Genomic DNA, 17,829 nt, shown 5'->3' on the forward strand with positions numbered 1-17,829 from the left:
CTCGCCCCTCGAGAAGCAGAGCGAAAACAATTCCAGCAACCACGACCGACGGACTAGAGTAGGCCCTCGATGACGGTGCCGCGGGTCAGCGGGAGCGGGCGGCCGGTCAGGTCGAGGGTCTCGGTCGCGGGGTCGATGCCGAGGTAGCGGTAGATCGTGGCGAGGAAGTCGTGCGGGTCGTACCGGCGGGTCTTCGACTCGCCCCCGATGGAGTCGGTCGCGCCGATCACGTCTCCCCGCTTGCGCCCGCCCCCCGACACCAGGATGGACATCGCGCCGGGCCAGTGGTCGCGGCCCATCCGCCCGTTGGCGGGCTTGTCCGGCCGCGGGGTCCGCCCGAACTCGCCGCACGCGACGATCAGCACCCGGTCGTCCAGCCCGCGGTCGTACACGTCCCCGATCAGCGCCGCCACGCCCCGGTCGTAGTACGGCAGCCGCTCGCGCATCGCGGTCGGCAGGTCGCAGTTGACGGCGTGGTCGTCCCAGTTGCCGCAGTTCGACTTGCTGTTCGGGGGCCGGCCCGGGACGTTCACGTTGACGAAGCTCACCCCGGCCTCGACCAGCCGGCGGGCCAGCAGCAGCTCCTGCCCCCAGCCCTCGCCGTACTTCTCCCGGGTCTTGGGGCTCTCCTTGCCGAGGTCGAACGCCGCCCGCGCCTTGCCGCCGAGCATCACGTCGTACGCCTGCTTGCGGAAGTCGTCCATCGCCGCCATCGCGCCGGAGGCGTCCAGCTCCGCCCGCGCGGTGTCGAACTGTTCGAGGAGCGCCCGGCGGTCGTCGAACCGGGCCGGGTCGCGGGGCCGGTCGGTGTCGCGGAGCCCCCGCCCCACGTCGACCAGCGGCACCTTGTACTTCGGCCCCCAGTAGCCGGGGCCGCGCCAGGTGTCCGACCCGGCCCCGCCGACGGAGATGGACACGGGCATCCCGTCGCGGATCACCCCGCGCATCCGGCTCACCCCGCTCTCCAGCGCCGGGTAGTACGGGTAGCTGTCGCTCCCCGCCAGGAGGTCGCGGTAGCCGGTGAGGAACCGGCGCGTGCCGACCAGGTGGTCGGCCTCGTCGTGCGCGACCGACCGCAGCAGCGTGAACTTGTCCGCGATCTTGGCGTGCTCGGGGAGCAGTTCGCACACGTCCAGGCCGGGTGCCGCGCTGCGGATCGGCTTGAACGGCCCGCGGATCTCGCTCGGGGCGTCCGGCTTCAGGTCGTAGGTTTCCAGGTGGCTCGGCCCGCCGTGGATCCAGAGCAGGATCACGGCCGTGTTCGTTCGCGCCGCGTCCGAAGCCGCGTTCGCCCGCAGCCGGAACAGGTCCGCCAGCGTGAGCCCGCCGAGCCCCAGGAAGCCGACGCGGAGCGCCTCGCGACGGGTCGGCCCAAATTCAGATCGTAATAGCGGGATCATGGGAGGCCTCGGTCGGTTGAATGACGAGGGCAGCGGAGCGGGCGGGCGAACACACCGTGAAGCTACGTTCATGGCGTGCACGGCCCGATCCCAACAACGGCAATCGGGTTCCGTTTTTTCGTCACCGCGTCAGGAGTCCGCGCCGGTGCCCGCGGACCGGACCGCCTTGCGGAACTGACCGGGCGACTGACCGGTCTGGCCCCGGAACACCCCGCACAACCGCTTGACGTGACTGAAGCCGCAGCGCTCGGCCACGCCCCCGACGCTCAGGTCGGTGGAGGCGAGCAGTTGCTTCGCCCGCTCGACCTGGACGCGCACGATCTCCGCCTTCGGGGTGCGCCCGAGGACGGCCCGGAACTGCCGCTGGAGCGTGCTCTGCGAGCGCCCGCACTGCCTCAGCACGTCGGCCACCCGGAGGCCCGTACAGGCGTTCTCGCGGACGTAGCGGATGGCCCGCGCCAGGTCCGCGTCCGCGGTGGCGACGACCTCGGTGGACCGGCGGACCACGACTCCGATCGGCGGCAGGAACACGGGCCCGGGCGGGCCCCCTTCGCCGGCCATGAGCCGCTCCAACAGTTCGGCCGCGGCGTACCCGGCGCGCTCGACGCCCACGTCCACGCTGCTCAGCGGCGGCGTGGACAGGTTGCACAGGAACTCGTCGTTGTCGACGCCGACGACGGCGACCTCGTCGGGCACGCGGAGGCCGGTTCGGCGGCACGCGTCGAGCACCTGGAGGCCGCGGTCGTCGTTGCACGCCATCACCCCGACCGGCCGCGGCAGCCCCGCGAGCCAGGCGGCCAGGGACTGCTGGTCGCGCTCCCAGCCCCGGCCGCGGTGCCCCGGCGGGTACGGGTAGGCCGCGCCCGCGGCACCCGTTCGCCGCACCCGCGCGAGAAACTGCTCGCCGCGGTAGTCGGCCCACGCGTTCTCCCCGGGCGGCAGGCCGCAGTAGGCGAACGACCGGAACCCGCACTCGAGCAGGTGCCCCACCGCCAGATCGACGACGGCCGCGTTGTCGATGCCGACCGAGTGCAGGGGCAGGTCCGTGAAGGTGAACCGGAGCTCGACGGCGGGGATGCCCGACCGGACGACGGCGTCGGCCAGCGCCCGGTCGTCGGCCCGGACCAGAATGCCGTCGCCGTCCCAGTCGCCCAGCCACGCCGCCGGCAGCTCGCGCAGCCCCTTCGGCTCGAAGTACAGCGACCACGGACCCCGCTCGCGCTGGTAGCGGGTGACCCCGCGGAGCAGCCCGCGGCCGTACTCGCGTGAGGTCTCGATCAGCAGCGCCACCCGTCGCATCGCGTCACCCCTCGGCCGGACGGCCGAACCCGCCCCGGGCGGACCGAAGCCCGGTCACGACAGGTCCGGGAGGGGCCCGCCCGCGCAGTGGGCCGGGTTGCCGAACGCCTTCAACCGGAGCCCGAACCCGTGCGCCAGCGACAGGAGGAGCCGGTTGTGCGCCGCGCCCTTCAGATCCAGCGCGCGCCCCATCTTGAAATCGAGGCCCCCGCCCACCAGTACGAACGGGATGTTGTCGAGGGTGTGCGAGCTGCCCTGGCCGAGTTCGTTGGTCCACACGACGAGGGTGCTGTCGAGCAGCGACCCGCCGCCCCCCGGCTCGGGCGTGTCGGCCAGCCGCTTCGTCAGGTACGCGACCTGCTCGCAGTACCACCCGTTAATCTGGGTGAGCTTCGCCTTGGCGTCGGCGCTGTCGTGGTGCGACAGCTCGTGGTGCGGGTCGTCGATGCCCAGCCACCGCATCCGGGCGTTCCCGACGGAGCAGGTGTACTGCACGGTCGCGACCCGCGTGAAGTCGGCGGCGAGCGACTGCACCAGCATGTCGATCTGCGCCTTGCTGATCTTCGGCAACAGGTCGTTCTCGCGCCTGAGACCGGGGTCGAGTTCCGGGACGGGGTGCCGTACCACGTTCGGCTTGCGCGCGGCCCGGGTTTCCTCTTCGAGTTCGCGGACGTGGGTCGCGTGCTCTTCGAGGAGCCGGCGGTCGGCCGCGCCCACGACGCGGCCGACCCGCTTCAGGTCGTCGGTGACGACGTCCAGCACGCTCCCGAGCAGTTCCTGGTCCTTCACGCGGCCGTACAGCTTGGCGAACATCTGGTGCGGGTCGTCGATCGGGGCGATCGGCTTGTTGGCCCCCGCGTAGACCAGGCGCGTCCAGGTGTCGGCCCGGTCGGGGACCATCGCGCCGAACTCGAGCGAGCCGAACCGCGTTCTGGTCGCCTCGTCGCTCTGGAGGTGTGTGCGGATCTCTTGATCGATGGAGTGCCCCTTCGACCAGCCAGCGGACGTCGACCCGACCTGGATGTTGCCCGGGTTCAGCTCGACGCCGGTGAGCAGGCACCCCATGCCGCGCATGTGGTTGTCGCCGTCGCCGCCGACCTTGTCGTGAACCCCGCGCAGGACCAGCATCCGCTTGCGGAACGGCTCGAGCGGCTTCAGGCTCGCCTTGAGCACAAACGCCTCCCCGGTCTGATCGGGCCAGAACGTCTCGGGGACGACCCCGTTCGGGCTGAACAGGATCACGAGCCGCTGCTTCCGCTTCGCCTGGTTCGCGAACCCCAGCCCCGGCAGGTTGAGCACGAACGGCATGACCGCGGCGCCGAGGCCGAGGTCGCGCACGAAGTCGCGCCGGGTGCGGGATCGGGCCATGGTTGTTACCTCGCTCAGGGGGTTTTGGGGGCGGGTTGTTCGGGGGGCCGGGCCGCCAGCGTCGCGATCTCCGCGACGAGGGTCCGGACGTGGAACCGGTTCTTGGCGAACCCGGCGCGCAGCTCGGCGAGCCGGGTCGGGCCGTAGGCGCGGACCGGCTGCTGAACCAGGTGGCTGAACACCTGCTCGATGAACGCGGCCTGAACCTGCTCGCTGTCCGCGGCGTACTTCCCGAGGTCGCGGGCGTTCGCGAACGTCACCTCGCCGCCGGCGGCCGGGCGGAACCCGCCGGTCGCGTCGACCGGTTTCGCGTTGTCGCGCTCGCGGAACCGGCCGACCGCGTCGAAGTGCTCCAGGGTGAACCCGAGCGGGTTGATGACCCCGTGGCACGTCATGCAGTTCGCCGGCTTCGTCTGCAGCCCCACGCGCTCCCGTGTGGTCAGCGCCGGGTGCAGGTCCGCGGCGAACGGCGTGAACGCCTCCTGCGGCGGCCGGAGGTTCTGCCCGAAGACGCCGCGCGTCAGGAACACGCCGCGGTGGATCGGGGACGATTCGGCCGTGTACGAGTGCACCGCCATCACGAGCGGATGGGTGAGCACCCCGGCGCGGTGGTTCGCGTTCAGCGTGACGTTCGCGAAGCCGCCCGCTTTCGGGGCGTCCGCGCCGTAGAGCGCCGCGAGCCGGGCGTTCAGTGGGAGGTGGTCCGCGAGCAGCAGTCGGCGGAAGTCCGACTTCTCGCCGAACACGATCTCGTCCAGCATGAGGTCCAACGACACGCGCAGGTCCGCGACGACGGCCGCGTCGAACCCGGGGAACCGCTTCGCGTCCTTGACGACGTCCGGCGCGTGGTCGAGCCGCAGCCAGGCGTGGAAGAACGCGATCACCTTGGCCCTCGCGCGGGGGTCGCCCAGCATGCGGTCGGCCTGGGCGCGGATCTCGTCGCGGGTGGTCAACTTCCCGTCCCTCGCGGCGGCCACCAGGGCGGCATCGGGGACGGAGTCCCACAGCGCGAACGACAGCCGCGCCGCGACCGCGGAGCCCTCCGGCCCCGGTTCGGCGTCGCGGTAGAGGAACTGCGGGGCGACGAGCGCGGCGACGACCACTCGCTTCGCCCCGAGGGCCGGGTCGCCGGTTGAACCGAACAGCCGGTCGACGTGAGCGTTCACCTCCGGCTCGGTGAGCGGGCGGCGGAACGCGCGCTCGACGAACTGCCGGGAGAACGCCTTCGTCTTCGCGGACGGGTCCGGCTCCTTCGCGTCGATCCCGGCCAGCTCGTTCAGGTGGTCGCCGACGTGGCCGGCGGTTTCCAGGGCCGCGTCGAACGTCGCCTGGGTCCACGCCTTCGAGACGGCCGTGCCGCGCTCCCAGCCCTGGCTCCGGTCGTCCGGCGGGAACTGCGTGTTGGGCACGAACGTCTGGTTCGCCCGCACCGGCGAGAGGTGGCGGGCCGGGACCTCCTCCTCCGCGCCGAGGGGCGGCTTCCACTTCAGCGAAACGGACGCGGTCTTCTCCTTCCCCTTGAAGAACTGCAGCCGGATCGGGTACCACCGCCCCCCGAGCAGCCGCACCGTGCCGCGGTGGTCGGGGGGCGCGCCCGCGCCGACCCACGCATCGATCAGTGACTTCGGGCTGGGGTCCGCCGACTGCGCCTTGTTGTTGTGCGGGAGCGGCGCCGGGGCGTTCACCCAGAGCCGCACGCCGTTCTCGGATCGGACGGTGAACTCGTAGTCCCCGGTCCGCGGGGCGAAGACCGAACCGGTCCAGCGCGCGGAGTACCCTTCGCCCGGCTTCGGCTCCTTGACGGGCGGGCTCTCGGTCCAGTCGAACCGCACGGTCGGGTCGGTACGGTCGAGGGCGCGGTCCTTGTCCGGGTAGAAGCCGGAGACGATGTCCTCTTGCCACGTGAAGTACTCGCCGCGCAGCCCCCGCGGCTCGCCCGGGGCCGGGGCGTCCGGGCGGAAGCTGCCGACCAGGTCCGCGACCGCGTTCCGGTGCTGCGCCGCGGTGAGCCGCGACAGCTCGACGCGGGGCGGGTGGTTCCGCTCCCGGGCGGCCTTCGAGTAGAACGTGTCGTGGACGTACGCCGCGACCCGGTCCGCGTCGGCCCCGACGCAGGTTCCGGGGTCGTCCTCCGGCATGGTCGCGGCGATCACCTTCGCAAGTTCCTTCGCGCTCCGGTCGCCGGCCAGCGCGTGCGGGTACTTCTTCGTCCCCTCGCCGTTCGTGCCGTGGCACGACGCGCACTGCTTGCGGTAAATCTGCTCGCCCGTCGGTGCGTCCGCCCGAACCGGTGCGGCACCGACCCAAACGACCCAGGCGACCGTCGCGATTCTCATCCGGGCACCTCACTCGGTTCCACCGGGAACACCGGTCTCCGCACGTCGACCGACAGCCAGCACAGCGCCCCGACCACGAGGAGCCCGGCGGAAACGAGGAACGCGGCGTCCCACTGCTCGCGCGGGACCGACCCGAACGCCACCTGCGCGACCGCCGCGGATAGCACCCCGAACGAGTTGATCACCCCGAACACCGCGGCCGTGTGGGGCGCGCTCATGGCGCTGTTCGCGCCCCACCAGGACCCGGCGTGGCAGTGGATCCCGAAGCACGCGAGCGCCAGGAACGCGCTCTTCCACTCCACCGCGCCGGCGGCCGCTCCCAGCGCCATCGCGCCGGCCGCGAGGGCGAACGCCGGCCCGCCCACGACGGGGAACGTCCACCGCGGGTTCGGGACGCGGCGCCGGGCGAGGTCCGCGAACCACCCGCCGGCCAGGCACCCGGCCGCGCCGCCGAACATGATGAGGCTGTTCCACCACCCCGATTCCACGTTCGACACCCCGCGGACCTTTTCCAGGTACGTCGGGTACCAGGCGAACATCAGGTACACGCAGCACGAGCCGCTCGCCAGCACGCCGGACAGCAGCCACACGTTCCGGCTCGCCAGGATGGCCCGGACCGGCAGCCGCCCGGCAGGAGCTCTTGTCGGGGGCGGCCCGATCAGCGCGCGCTCGGCCGCGTTCACCGCGGGGTGGGCGGCGGGGCTGTCGCGGAACCACCGGCTGAAGAGCACCGCCCACACGACCCCCAGCGCGCCGAACACCGCGAACACCCAGCGCCAGCCGAGCAACTCGATGAGGTACGCGGTCGCGAGCGGCGCCACCATCCCCCCGACGAGCGCGGGGGTGTGGACGAGCCCGCGGACCCGCCCCCGCGCATCGGGAGGGAACCAGTGGTCGATCACCCGCGACACGTTGGGCAGCGCGCCGGCCTCGCCGGCCCCGAACAGGAACCGCACGAGGAGGAGCGCCGCGAACCCGGCGGCGGCCCCGGTCAGCGCGGTGAAGACCGACCACCACACGACGATGCGGATCAGCACCCGGCGCGACCCGAACCGGTCGCCCCAGTGGCCGGTGACCACCTCGAACAGCCCGTAGGCGAGCATGAACGCCGCGTGGACGAACCCCATCTGCCAGTCGGCCAGACCGAGTTCGTCCTGGATGAACGGGGCGGCCTTCCCGATGCACATCCGGTCGAGGTACAGGACCAGCGTGAGGCCGCAGAGGTAGGCGAGCGTGACGTGCCGCGCGTTGGTCGGGCGGTCGGGTTCGGGTGCTCCCATTTATGCCACCCGGTACTTGGCGACGGTATCGAGGTCAACCGTCACCCCGAGGCCGGGCCGGTCGGAGAGCGTGGTGAACCCGTCCACCACGTCGAACCGCTCGCGGGTCAGGTCGTGCCGCAGCGGCGAATCGGCCATGCAGAACTCGACCACGTCGACCGACGGCAGCGCCGCCATCACGTGCAGGCTCGCGGCGATGGTGATGCCGCTCTTGAACGTGTGGTTGCACACCCGCTTGTGCCGGGCGGTCGCGCCGCGGCCGACCGCGAGCATCGTCGAGATCCCACACCGCGACGGGTCCGGCTGGATCCAGTCGAGCCCGCCCTCGTCGAGCATCCGCAGGAACTCGGCCTCCCGCGCGGCGGTCTCCCCGGCGGCGATCGGCGTAGGGCTGGCCGCGGAGAGCTGGCGGTACCCCGCGAGGTCGTCCGGGTGGAGCATCTCTTCGAGCCAGTACGGGCGGAACTCGGCGAACTGGTTCGCCCGTCGGATCGCGGTGCGGGCGTCGAAGCACTCGCCGGCGTCGATCAGCAAATCCGCGCCGCCAAGCCCGCGGCGGGCCTCACGGACGAGGGCGACGTCGGTCGCCTCCGATTGACCCATCGGCCCCCACCCGAACTTCACGGCGGTGAACCCGCGGTCGACCCACCGCCGGGCCGCGTCGTAGGTGGCCGCGGGCGTGTCGCCGAACAGGACGCTCGAGTACGCGCGGAACCGCGTCTGGAACGGCCCGCCGAGGAGCTGGTAGATCGGCTTGCCCACGGCCTTCCCGGCGATGTCCCACAGGGCCATGTCGACGCCGGCCATCGCGTGAACGGCCACCCCGCCGCTCGAGTAGTAGTTGGTCGCCACGCGCAGCCGGTGGTTGCAGACCTCGATCGCGAGCGGGTCGAGCCCGACCAGCACGCGGGCCAGCCCGGAGCAGTTGGAGTGCGACATCGGGGCGTCGATGACGGCCTTCACCGCCTCCGGGCACGAATCGACCTCGCCCCACCCGCTGATGCCGGCGTCGGTGTCGACGCGGACCAGGCAGGTGTCCTGCGTGCCGTCGGCCGCGGCACTCACCCGCGGGAGGCGCAACACGATCGCTTCGACGTTCGTGATTTTCATCGCGGGCCCCCCTTGGGGTGCGGGAACGGCCGCTGGCCCCACGGCATCGGGAACGTCGGCGGGGTCGCGTGGTGGTCGCGCCGGACGTCGCGCGGGCGGTCCTTCCACCACGAGACGAGCGCGACCAGTTGCTTGACGGCCTCGAGGTACGCCCGCTCGCCCTTCTCGGCGGTGGCCTTCTCGGGCTCGCCGAACGCGCCGGTGTCCGAGTAGGCGCTGGTCCACGGGACGAACGCCATCGGGCCGGACGCGAACAGGTCGAGCCACAGGAACGGGCTGTTCTCCGTGTTGAACTTGATGACCCCGTCGCGGATCAGGTGCCGGCGAACGCCCTCACCTTCGAGGTACATGTACAGTGAGGTTTCTAGCTCGCACGCGTGGGCGCACCCGCCGGGGAACGTGCTCTCCCGCCAGGACGGCAGGAACGCCTTGTCCACCGTCAGGAGGCCCCACCACGACAGCGCCGCGCACTCGGCGTCCGTTTCGAGATTGGTGCGGCGGGCGGCCAGATCGAGGACCGGGAAGTTCGACCCGTGCCCGTTCAGGAGCAGGATCTTCTTGAACCCGTGGTAGGCGAGGCTGCGGGTCACATCGAGGACGGACTCGAGCAGCGTGGCGTGGTGCGCGTTGAGCGTGCCGGGGAAGTCCATCACGTGGGCCGTGTACCCGTTCCACAGGGTCGGCAGGACGAGCACCTTGCCGGGAACCTCGCGCCCGGCACCGTCGGCGATGCCCCGCGGGCACACCACGTCGACGTCGAGCGGCAGGTGCGGGCCGTGCTGCTCGATGCTGCCCACCGGCAGGACGCACACCGGACCCCGGGCGACGGCGGCGTCGACCTCCGGCCAGGTGAGCTTCTCGTAGCGGTACTCGGTCGTCGGTCGGTTCGGTTCGGGCATGGGGCGTCCGGGTCAATGGGCGGGGCCGGCGGGCCGAATCACTTCTCGAGCTTGAGTTCGTACCGCCCGGGCTCCGGGTTCGCGACCACCTCGACCGACAGCGGCGTGGAGCCGCGGTCGGTGTACTTCTTGTTGACGAAGAACTTGACGGGCTTCCCGGGCTGCGGGTCGTTCGCGGCGAACACGACGACCCGGTACCACCCCGGCGGGGCGCCCTTCTTGTCCTCAGGGAGGCAGATTTCGAACCGCCCGTCGGGCTCGAGAATGCCGGTCGGCAGGTGCGGGCTCGCGTTCCCCTTGGACGCGTCGGGGTAGAACGTGACCGTCCCTCTCGGGACCGGCCGGCCGTCGACGGTGACGGTGCCCGCCACCGGTGGAAGCGGCTCCTCGCCCTTGCACCCCGCCGCCAGTGCCGCGGCCGCGAGGGCCAGAAGCACCGGACCCCGGGCCCACGCCGTCCTGGAAGCACACATGCCTACGACCTCGCAAAGGGGTTGGAACACCGAGCGGCGGGGACCGGACCCCCGCCCGGCTCGCGGTCCGGTCCGGGAGCGTCAGGGGGCACCGGTCACGACTTCGCCGCCGTTGTAGCTGGCCAGCGCCCGGTACGTCCCGAGCGGGACCGCGTTCGGCACGAACCGGACCGAGCCGTCCGCGTAGACGAACTGCACCCCACCGGTGTGCTTGCTCTTGAACCCGTGGTACGTGCCCCAGTCCGCCTGATCCGTGCTCGTCAGGTTGATGGCCGAGCCGTTGGACCGCTTCAGGGTGTTCGGCGGGACCGCGCACGTGAGGGTGGCCTCGACCGAGTGGGCCCACGAGAACCCGTTGCCCGGTTGGTCGCCGTTGGCGTACTCCGGGGTCCAGATGTCCTCACCGACCATGAACGTGTTGCTGGTCCCGTCCCCGATGGAGCCGAGGCGGACCGGGGCGGTCCACAGGTGCAGCGAGAACAGCCCGTCGGCGCCCCAGAACCCGTCGCCGCCGTCGACGAACGCGGGCGTGCTGTTGGCGTAGTCGCCGTACTGGAAGTTGCCGCCCAGGACGCCCTTGTAGTTGGTCAGCCCCACGAGAACGGTGGTGCTCGGCCCCCCGCCGCCCCAGGCGTACCGCGACCGCTGATCGAAGGTCTTCAGCGAGGCCATCTGGTCGCTCGGGCACAGGTACGACTTGACCGATTGCGCCCGCCCGGCGCTGTCGCTCAAACTCGACGTCGGGATGTTCCCGGCCGTGTAGATGGTGCCCTGCTCCAACTGCGGGAGGATGAGAGCCAGGAAGCTCCACGACGAGGACGAGTACTTGAAGCCGCCGAACGCCGAGGAACCGGAGTAGTCGCCGTACCGGCTGGCCGGGAGGTGACCCATGGCGTCGTGGTAGTTGTGGATCGCCAGCCCGATCTGCTTCAAATTGTTCTGACAACTCATCCGGGCCGCGGCCTCGCGGACCTTCTGCACGGCGGGGAGCAGCAGGCCGATCAGGACCGCGATGATGGCGATGACCACCAGCAACTCGATGAGCGTGAACCCACGCCCCAGACGATGGGGTGAACTACGCATGCCGACCTCTCGGGATTTGGGGACCAAGCACACCGGACCGTTGGCTCAGACGAACCTCGGGTCATGGGTCCGTGATGAACGGGCGACGCCCAACCACTGTTCCGGACCAAGAAGGTGATCCGTCCGGAATCCGGTTTGGATTGTTGACAATCTACATTGCAGACTGTAGACTCGTCAACATGAATCCGACCGATTTCGTGAGGATCCTCTCATGAGCCGCACGCGAGCAGTCTTGAGCACCCGCGAGCAGATCACCGACCGGCTCCGCGAGGACGTGTTCGCGGGCCGGCTCCCGACCGGCGAGCGGGTGTCCGAGGCGACGCTCGCCGAGCGGTTCGGGGTGAGCCGCGGGCCGATCCGCGAGGCACTGTCGCAGCTCACCAGCGAGGGGCTGTTCGTCGCGAAGCAGAACTGCGGGGTGACGGTCGCGCCGCCGGCCCCGGAGCCGATCCGCGAGCTGGTGCTCCCGATCCGCCGCACGATCGAGGTGTACGCGCTCAAGCAGATCTTCGCCGGGCTGACGCCGGACGACTTCCGGCACTGGGACGACCTGCTGTTCCAGATGGAGCGGGCCGGCCGACAAAAGGAGTGGGAGCTCCTGCCGCACCTCGACCTCGCGTTCCACCGGCACCTGCTGGAGCGGGCCGACTCGCCGGACCTGCTCGCGATCTGGCAGACGATCGTGACCCGCATGCGGGCGCACTTCTGGGACACGGTCCGGGCGCACGCGGCCCGCGACGACCTGGCCCGGCTGCACGGGCACCACGTCGAGTTGCTCGCCGCGTTCCGGCGGGGGCCGAAGGCCGCGGCCGTTCGCGCACTGGAGCAACACATCGATGAGAACTGAACCCCGACGGCGCGGGCCGCACCCGCTGCCCGCGGCGTGCGCCGCGGTGCGTGCGGAGCGGCTGCTCGACACGGCGGTGCGGCTGATCGCGCGCCCCAGCCCCACCGGCGCGGCCGGTGCCGCGGCGGACGAACTCGCGGCCGTGCTGGAGGCGGACGGGTTCGCGGTCGAGCGGCACGCCGCCGGGCACCCCGCGGCCCCGGCCGTCGTCGCGCGGCTGTCGACCGCCCGGCCGGGCCGCACGCTCCAGTTCAACGGCCACCTCGACACCGTTCACCTGCCGTTCGTGGCCCCCGCGGTGTCCGGCGACCGGCTCACGGGGAGCGGCTCGGCCGACATGAAGGGCGGGATCGCGGCGGCCGTCGAGGCGATGCGGGCGGTGCGCGACGCGGGGGGCCTTGCCGGCGGCGAGATCCTCCTCACGGCGCACGACCTGCACGAGGCCCCGTGGGGCGACGGGAGCCAACTCGACCGCCTCGTCGCCGACGGGATCGTCGGGAACGCGGTCCTGATCCCGGAATACTTCAACGCCGCCCTGCCGGTGATCGGGAGGGGCGGGTTCACCTGGTCCGCGACGGTTCGCCGCCCGGGGCCGCCGGTCCACGAGGTGAACCGGCCGAACGAACCGGGTGTGATCGCGGCCGGGGCGAAACTGGTGGCGCGGTTGGGCCGCCTCGACGCCGTCCTTTCCCGCGAATCGCACCCCCTGGCGGGCGCGGCCAGCGCGTTCGTGGGCACGATCCAGAGCGGCTCGATCTACAACGAATTCCCCCAGACCTGCCGGCTGGAGGGCACCCGTCGCTGGCTCCCGGGCACGCGGTTCGCAGACGCGGACTTGCAGTTCCGCGAGCTGTGCGCCGGTCTCGCGGCCGAAACGGGAACGACCATCGACGTCGAAACGCGGCTCATGCGCGACGCCTTCCGGCTGGACACGACCGACCCGTTCGTCGGGGTGTTACAGTCGGCGTACGCCACCCTGGTCGGCGAGAAGCTGCCGATCGGCGGGAAGCCGTTCGTGGACGACGGGAACTCGTTCTGGTCGGCCGCCGGGGTCCCGGCCGTCACCCACGGCCCGACGGCCGGCGGCGCCCACACCACCGCGGAGTGGGCGAACGTGGACGACCTGGTCCGCGTCGCCCGGCTGTACGCGCTGACCGCAACCCTGTACTGCCCGGGGGAGAACCCATGAGTCGCCACGGACCGACCCGCCGCTCGTTCCTCGCCGACACCGGCCTCGGGTTCACCGGGCTCGCGCTGGGCGCGATGCTGTTCAAGGACGGGGTCGGCCGCGCGGCCGGCCCGGAGACGGGCACCGAGAGCGGCCCGCACCACCCGCCGAAGGCCAAGAACGTCATCTGGATCTTCCTGTGCGGCGGGGTCTCCCACCTCGAGAGCTGGGACCCGAAGCCGGCGCTCAACACCCACGCCGGGAAGTCCATCGCCGACACGCCGTTCGCGGACGCGGTTAAGTCGGAGACGAAGGAGGTTGTGGAGGGGAACCCGAAGCACGGCAACCGCAAGACGCTGATGGGCCTGAACTGCGGCACCGCCCGGTACGGCAAGTCCGGGCTGCTCGCGGCCGACTGGTGGCGGCACACCGCGGCGATGGCCGACGACCTGGCCGTCGTGCGGTCGGTGTGGACGACCGACAACGACCACGGGGCGATGCTCCAGTTCCACACCGGGCGGCACGTCCGCGAGGGCGCGCACCCGACGATCGGCTCGTGGGCGTGCTACGGCCTGGGCGCAGCGACGGACAACCTGCCCGAGTACGTCGTGCTGGGCCTCCCGCCGGGCGACTGCTGCGGCGGCGAGTGGGCGCACGGGGCGGCGTACCTCGGCCCGGAACACGCCGGGGTGCGGCTGACCCTCGACGGTGCCGCGCCGCTCCCGTTCGGCAAACTGCCCCCCGGGAAGACCGCGCGGGAGCAGGCCGCGGAGTTCGGCCTGATCGGCAAGTTGAACCGCCTGTCCGGGATCGACTACCCCGACGACCCGCAACTGCAGGCGCGGATCAAGTCCTACGAGTTGGCGTTCAAGATGCAGACCGCGGTGCCCGACACGCTCGAACTCGAGAAGGAGTCGGCGAAGACCCGCGCGCTGTACGGCATGGACCGGCCCGAGACGGCCCCGTTCGGCAAGATCTGCCTCACCGCCCGGCGGCTGGTCGAGCGCGGGGTCCGGTTCGTGCAGGTGTATCACGGCGGCGGGGGCGGCGGCGACTGGGACGCCCACTCCAAGATCAAGGACAACCACACGAAGCTCTCGACGCAGACCGACAAGCCCATCGCGGGGCTGTTGAAGGACCTGAAGCAGCGCGGGATGCTGAAGGACACGCTGGTGGTGTGGGCCACCGAGTTCGGCCGCTCGCCGGGCGCCGAGGGGGACGGCCGCGACCACCACCCGCAGGCGTTCAGCGTCTGGCTCGCCGGCGGCGGCGTCACGGGCGGCGTGGTCCACGGCAAGACCGACGAGATCGGCTTCCACGGGGTCGAGGACCGGCACTACGTGACCGACGTCCACGCGACCGTCCTCCACCAGCTCGGGCTCGACCCGCGGCGGCTCGAGGTGCCCGGCCGCAAGCGGCTGGAGATCGACTTCGGCAAGCCGATCACCGGCATCATCGGTTGACACCCCAGGACGCACCCCATGACCCGCTCGGGCCTCGCACTCGCACTCGTCCTGCTGTCACCGGTGGCCGCGACCGCCAAGCCGGTTCACAAGCAGGCGCTCGCCGCGCACATGGGGGTGTACCTCCCGGCGCGGGCGAACGACTGTCGGCTGTGCCACGTTCCGGGCGACACCGGCCCGGACGCGGACAAGCCCCGGAACCCGTTCGGCGAGCGCCTCGAAGAGGTCCGCGGCGAGCTGAAGGCCGCCGGCAAGCCGTTCGACGTGCCGGCCCGGTTCGACGCCGTCGCGACCGAGGACGCCGACGGCGACGGGGTGTCGAACCTCATCGAGGTACTCACCGGGCACTTCCCCGGCGACCCGAAGGACACGCCGACCGCCGAGGAGGTGCGCGCCGCCGAGAGGACCGTCGCGAAGTACAAGCGGTTCCTCGCGTCGTACCCGTGGCGGCCGTTCGAGCCGGTGGCGCGGCCCGCGGTCCCGAAGGCCGGCGCCGGGTGGGCGGCCAACCCGATCGACGCGTTCATCGCCGAGGGGCACCGCGAGCACGACCTCGCGCCCCGCCCCGACGCGGGCAAGGCGGCGCTGCTCCGCCGCGTGTACTTCGACCTGATCGGCCTCCCGCCGACGCCCGCGCAGGTGAGGGCGTTCGAGGGGGACGCCTCGAACGGCGCGTACGAGAAGGTGGTGGACGAGTTGCTCGCGTCGCCCCGGTACGGCGAGCGCTGGGGCCGCCACTGGATGGACGTGTGGCGGTACTCGGACTGGGCCGGGTGGAGCGGCGGCAACGACGTCCGCGACAGCCAGCCGCACGTGTGGCGGTGGCGCGACTGGATCATCGAGAACCTGAACGCCGACACCGGCTACGACCGGATGGTCCACGAGATGCTCGCCGGCGACGAGATCGCCCCGACCGACCCGCGGGTGCTCCGGGCCACCGGCTACCTGGCCCGGAACTTCAAGGCGAGCCGCGAGAAGTGGATGACCGACGTGGTCGACCACACGTTCCTCGCGTTCCAGGGGCTGACCATCGGCTGCGCCCGGTGCCACGACCACCTGTACGACCCGATCAAGCAGACCGAGTACTACCAGGTGCGGGCGGTGTTCGAGCCGCACAAGGTCCGCCTCGACCCGGTGGGGGGCGAGAAGGACACCAAGAAGGACGGGCTGGCCCGCGCCTACGACGGGGACCCCACCGCGGTGACGTACCTGTACCACCGCGGCGACGAGCGCAACCCGGACACGTCGCGGCCGATGGCCCCCGGCGTGCCCGGCGTGCTGAAGGTGCCGTTCCCGGAGGTGAAGGCGGTCACGGGCGGGGCGGCCCCGAGCACCGGGCGGCGGCTGGCGTTCGCACACTGGCTCACCGACGCGAAGAACCCGCTCACGGCCCGCGTCGCGGTGAACCACATCTGGATGCGGCACTTCGGCCAGCCGATCGTGCCCAGCGTGTTCGACTTCGGCAAGAACGGCCGCCGCCCCGTGCACCCGGCGCTGCTCGACTGGCTCGCCGCCGAGTTGGTCGAACACAAGTGGTCGATGAAGCACGTGCACAAGCTGATCGTGACCAGCCGCACCTACCGACAGGACTCGACGCCCGACGCCGGGAACCTCGCGGCCGACCGCGACAACCTCTACTTCTGGCGCGTGCCCCCGCGGCGGCTCGAAGCGGAAGCGGTCCGCGACCAACTGCTGTCCGTCGCCGGGAAGCTGGACCTCGCGACCGGCGGCCCGGACCTCGACCACAACAGCGGGCTGACGGTGTACCGCCGGAGCCTGTACTTCCGCCACGCGCACGAGAAGCAGATGGAGCTGCTGAAGCTGTTCGACGCGGCCGGCGTGAGCGAGTGCTACCAGCGGCGCGAGAGCGTCGTGCCGCAACAGGCGCTGGCGCTGGTCAACAGTCCGCTGAGCACCGAGATGGCCAAAGTGGCCGCCCGGCAGCTCGAAGCCGCCGCGGGCACCGAGCCGGAGAAGTTCGTCGCCGCCGCGTTCGAGCGGGTCATCGGCCGGCCCCCGACGGCGGCCGAGCGGGCCGAGTGCGTCGGCTTCCTGACCGCCGGGGCGCCGGACGCGGGCGGGCGCCGCAGGGGCGTCGTGCTCGCGCTGTTCAACCACCACGAGTTCGTCACGGTCCGCTGACCCCCCTCCGACCAGGAGCACCCATGCCCGATGCGCCGCCCGACGAGCCCGAACTGTGGGAGCGGCTGCGCGCGCGGTCGTACGTGGCCGCCGTGTGCGACATCCTCGACGAACTGGGCCTCCGCCAGCAGGCGATGCACCACCGGCTGCGGCCGCTGCTGCCGGACCGCGAGCGGTGCGGGTTCATCGGCCGCGCCCGGACGATCCGCTGGATGGAGGCCGACTACGCCGACGAAGCGAACCCCTACGGGCTGGAGATCGAGGCCGTCGACGCGCTCACGCCGGGCGACGTGGTCGTCCACTCGACCGACTTCGCCGGCACCAACGCGCCGTGGGGCGAGCTGATGTCCACCGCGGCGCAGTGCCGCGGGGCGGTCGGGTGCGTGTGCGACAGCCAGATCCGCGACTGCCTCAAGACCATCGCCCTCGGGTTCCCGGTGTACTACACAGGCATCCGCCCCCTGGACTCGATGGGCCGCGGCCGGGTGATGGCCTACGACGTGCCGGTCCGGTGCGGGGACGTGCTGGTGAAGCCCGGGGACACGGTGTTCGCGGACTTCGACGGGGTTGTGGTCATCCCGCGCGACGTCCTCCCCGCGGTCGCAGACCGGGCGTGCCGCAAGGCCGAGCGGGAGTCGCTCTCGCGGGCCGAGTTGATGGCCGGGCGCACCCTGCGTGAAGTGTTCGACCGCTACGGTGTGCTGTGACGATGGCGGTGGTCCTCGGGAGCCCGCCGGCGGACATTCTTCGAACTTCCGGCGGATCTTCCGCTCAACTTCTCAACTTCCACACTCAGCGTGCGGCTCGGTACGCCCCCGTGTGCGTCCGGGGCGGGTGCGCCACGTGAGTCCGGTGCGGTGCATCCACCGGCCACACACTCCAACGTGGTTTATTCCGGACGAATGAAATAGAGGTTCTTCACGATAGCGGTGGTTGTGGGTAGGATGCCAGCCCTTGCGCC

General features: G+C 71.6%; 14 protein-coding genes. 5 read left to right on the forward strand and 9 right to left on the reverse strand.

The features are described from left to right. Positions 1 to 53 precede the first annotated feature (53 nt). The 9 genes from ACTIGN_RS32885 to ACTIGN_RS32925 form a co-directional block, all read right to left on the reverse strand. Positions 54 to 1,400, reverse strand: coding sequence for a DUF1501 domain-containing protein (locus ACTIGN_RS32885; RefSeq protein ID WP_439631969.1), 1,347 nt, complete (start codon positions 1,398 to 1,400; stop codon positions 54 to 56). 129 nt (positions 1,401 to 1,529) lie between these two features. After that, positions 1,530 to 2,699, reverse strand: a complete 1,170-nt coding sequence (locus ACTIGN_RS32890; protein ID WP_439631971.1) for a XylR family transcriptional regulator — start codon at positions 2,697 to 2,699, stop codon at positions 1,530 to 1,532. A gap of 54 nt (positions 2,700 to 2,753) precedes the next feature. After that, on the reverse strand, positions 2,754 to 4,067 hold the full coding sequence (locus ACTIGN_RS32895; RefSeq protein ID WP_439631973.1) for a DUF1552 domain-containing protein: 1,314 nt from the start codon (positions 4,065 to 4,067) through the stop codon (positions 2,754 to 2,756). Positions 4,068 to 4,081: 14 nt separating this feature from the next. Then, positions 4,082 to 6,403, reverse strand: coding sequence for a DUF1592 domain-containing protein (locus tag ACTIGN_RS32900; protein ID WP_439631975.1), 2,322 nt, complete (start codon positions 6,401 to 6,403; stop codon positions 4,082 to 4,084). Continuing rightward, a complete protein-coding gene (locus ACTIGN_RS32905) occupies positions 6,400 to 7,683 on the reverse strand; it encodes an MFS transporter (RefSeq protein ID WP_439631977.1) in 1,284 nt (427 codons plus the stop codon). Before ACTIGN_RS32905 ends, ACTIGN_RS32900 begins: the two co-directional genes overlap by 4 nt. Then, the gene (locus ACTIGN_RS32910; RefSeq protein ID WP_439631979.1) at positions 7,684 to 8,793 is read right to left on the reverse strand and encodes a mandelate racemase/muconate lactonizing enzyme family protein; all 1,110 of its coding nucleotides are present in this window, start codon (positions 8,791 to 8,793) and stop codon (positions 7,684 to 7,686) included. Continuing rightward, entirely contained in the window at positions 8,790 to 9,692 is a 903-nt protein-coding gene (locus tag ACTIGN_RS32915; RefSeq protein WP_439631981.1) for a creatininase family protein, read from the reverse strand. Before ACTIGN_RS32915 ends, ACTIGN_RS32910 begins: the two co-directional genes overlap by 4 nt. A 38-nt stretch (positions 9,693 to 9,730) precedes the next feature. Beyond that, entirely contained in the window at positions 9,731 to 10,129 is a 399-nt protein-coding gene (locus ACTIGN_RS32920; protein WP_439631983.1) for a hypothetical protein, read from the reverse strand. 117 nt (positions 10,130 to 10,246) lie between these two features. Further along, positions 10,247 to 11,248 (reverse strand): DUF1559 family PulG-like putative transporter, encoded by a 1,002-nt coding sequence (locus tag ACTIGN_RS32925; RefSeq protein ID WP_439631985.1) that lies wholly within the window; start codon positions 11,246 to 11,248, stop codon positions 10,247 to 10,249. A 211-nt stretch (positions 11,249 to 11,459) separates the two neighbouring features. Here ACTIGN_RS32925 and ACTIGN_RS32930 point away from each other — a divergent pair, with 211 nt between their 5' ends. The 5 genes from ACTIGN_RS32930 to ACTIGN_RS32950 are packed head-to-tail and all read left to right on the forward strand — an operon-like array spanning position 11,460 to position 17,575. Continuing rightward, complete coding sequence (locus ACTIGN_RS32930; RefSeq protein ID WP_439631987.1) at positions 11,460 to 12,095, forward strand: GntR family transcriptional regulator; 636 nt, start codon at positions 11,460 to 11,462, stop codon at positions 12,093 to 12,095. Then, positions 12,085 to 13,284, forward strand: coding sequence for a M20 family metallopeptidase (locus ACTIGN_RS32935; protein ID WP_439631989.1), 1,200 nt, complete (start codon positions 12,085 to 12,087; stop codon positions 13,282 to 13,284). The genes ACTIGN_RS32930 and ACTIGN_RS32935 overlap by 11 nt, the downstream gene beginning before the upstream one ends. Further along, positions 13,281 to 14,726, forward strand: coding sequence for a DUF1501 domain-containing protein (locus ACTIGN_RS32940; RefSeq protein ID WP_439631991.1), 1,446 nt, complete (start codon positions 13,281 to 13,283; stop codon positions 14,724 to 14,726). The genes ACTIGN_RS32935 and ACTIGN_RS32940 overlap by 4 nt, the downstream gene beginning before the upstream one ends. Before the next feature lie 18 nt (positions 14,727 to 14,744). Next, positions 14,745 to 16,868 carry a DUF1549 and DUF1553 domain-containing protein gene (locus ACTIGN_RS32945; protein WP_439631993.1) on the forward strand — a complete coding sequence of 708 codons (2,124 nt, stop codon included), beginning with the start codon at positions 14,745 to 14,747 and terminating at the stop codon, positions 16,866 to 16,868. A gap of 23 nt (positions 16,869 to 16,891) precedes the next feature. Next, on the forward strand, positions 16,892 to 17,575 hold the full coding sequence (locus tag ACTIGN_RS32950) for an RraA family protein (RefSeq protein WP_439631995.1): 684 nt from the start codon (positions 16,892 to 16,894) through the stop codon (positions 17,573 to 17,575). Positions 17,576 to 17,829 lie beyond the last annotated feature (254 nt).

The sequence above is a fragment of the Gemmata sp. genome, from assembly GCF_051859125.1.
GTDB lineage: Bacteria > Planctomycetota > Planctomycetia > Gemmatales > Gemmataceae > Gemmata.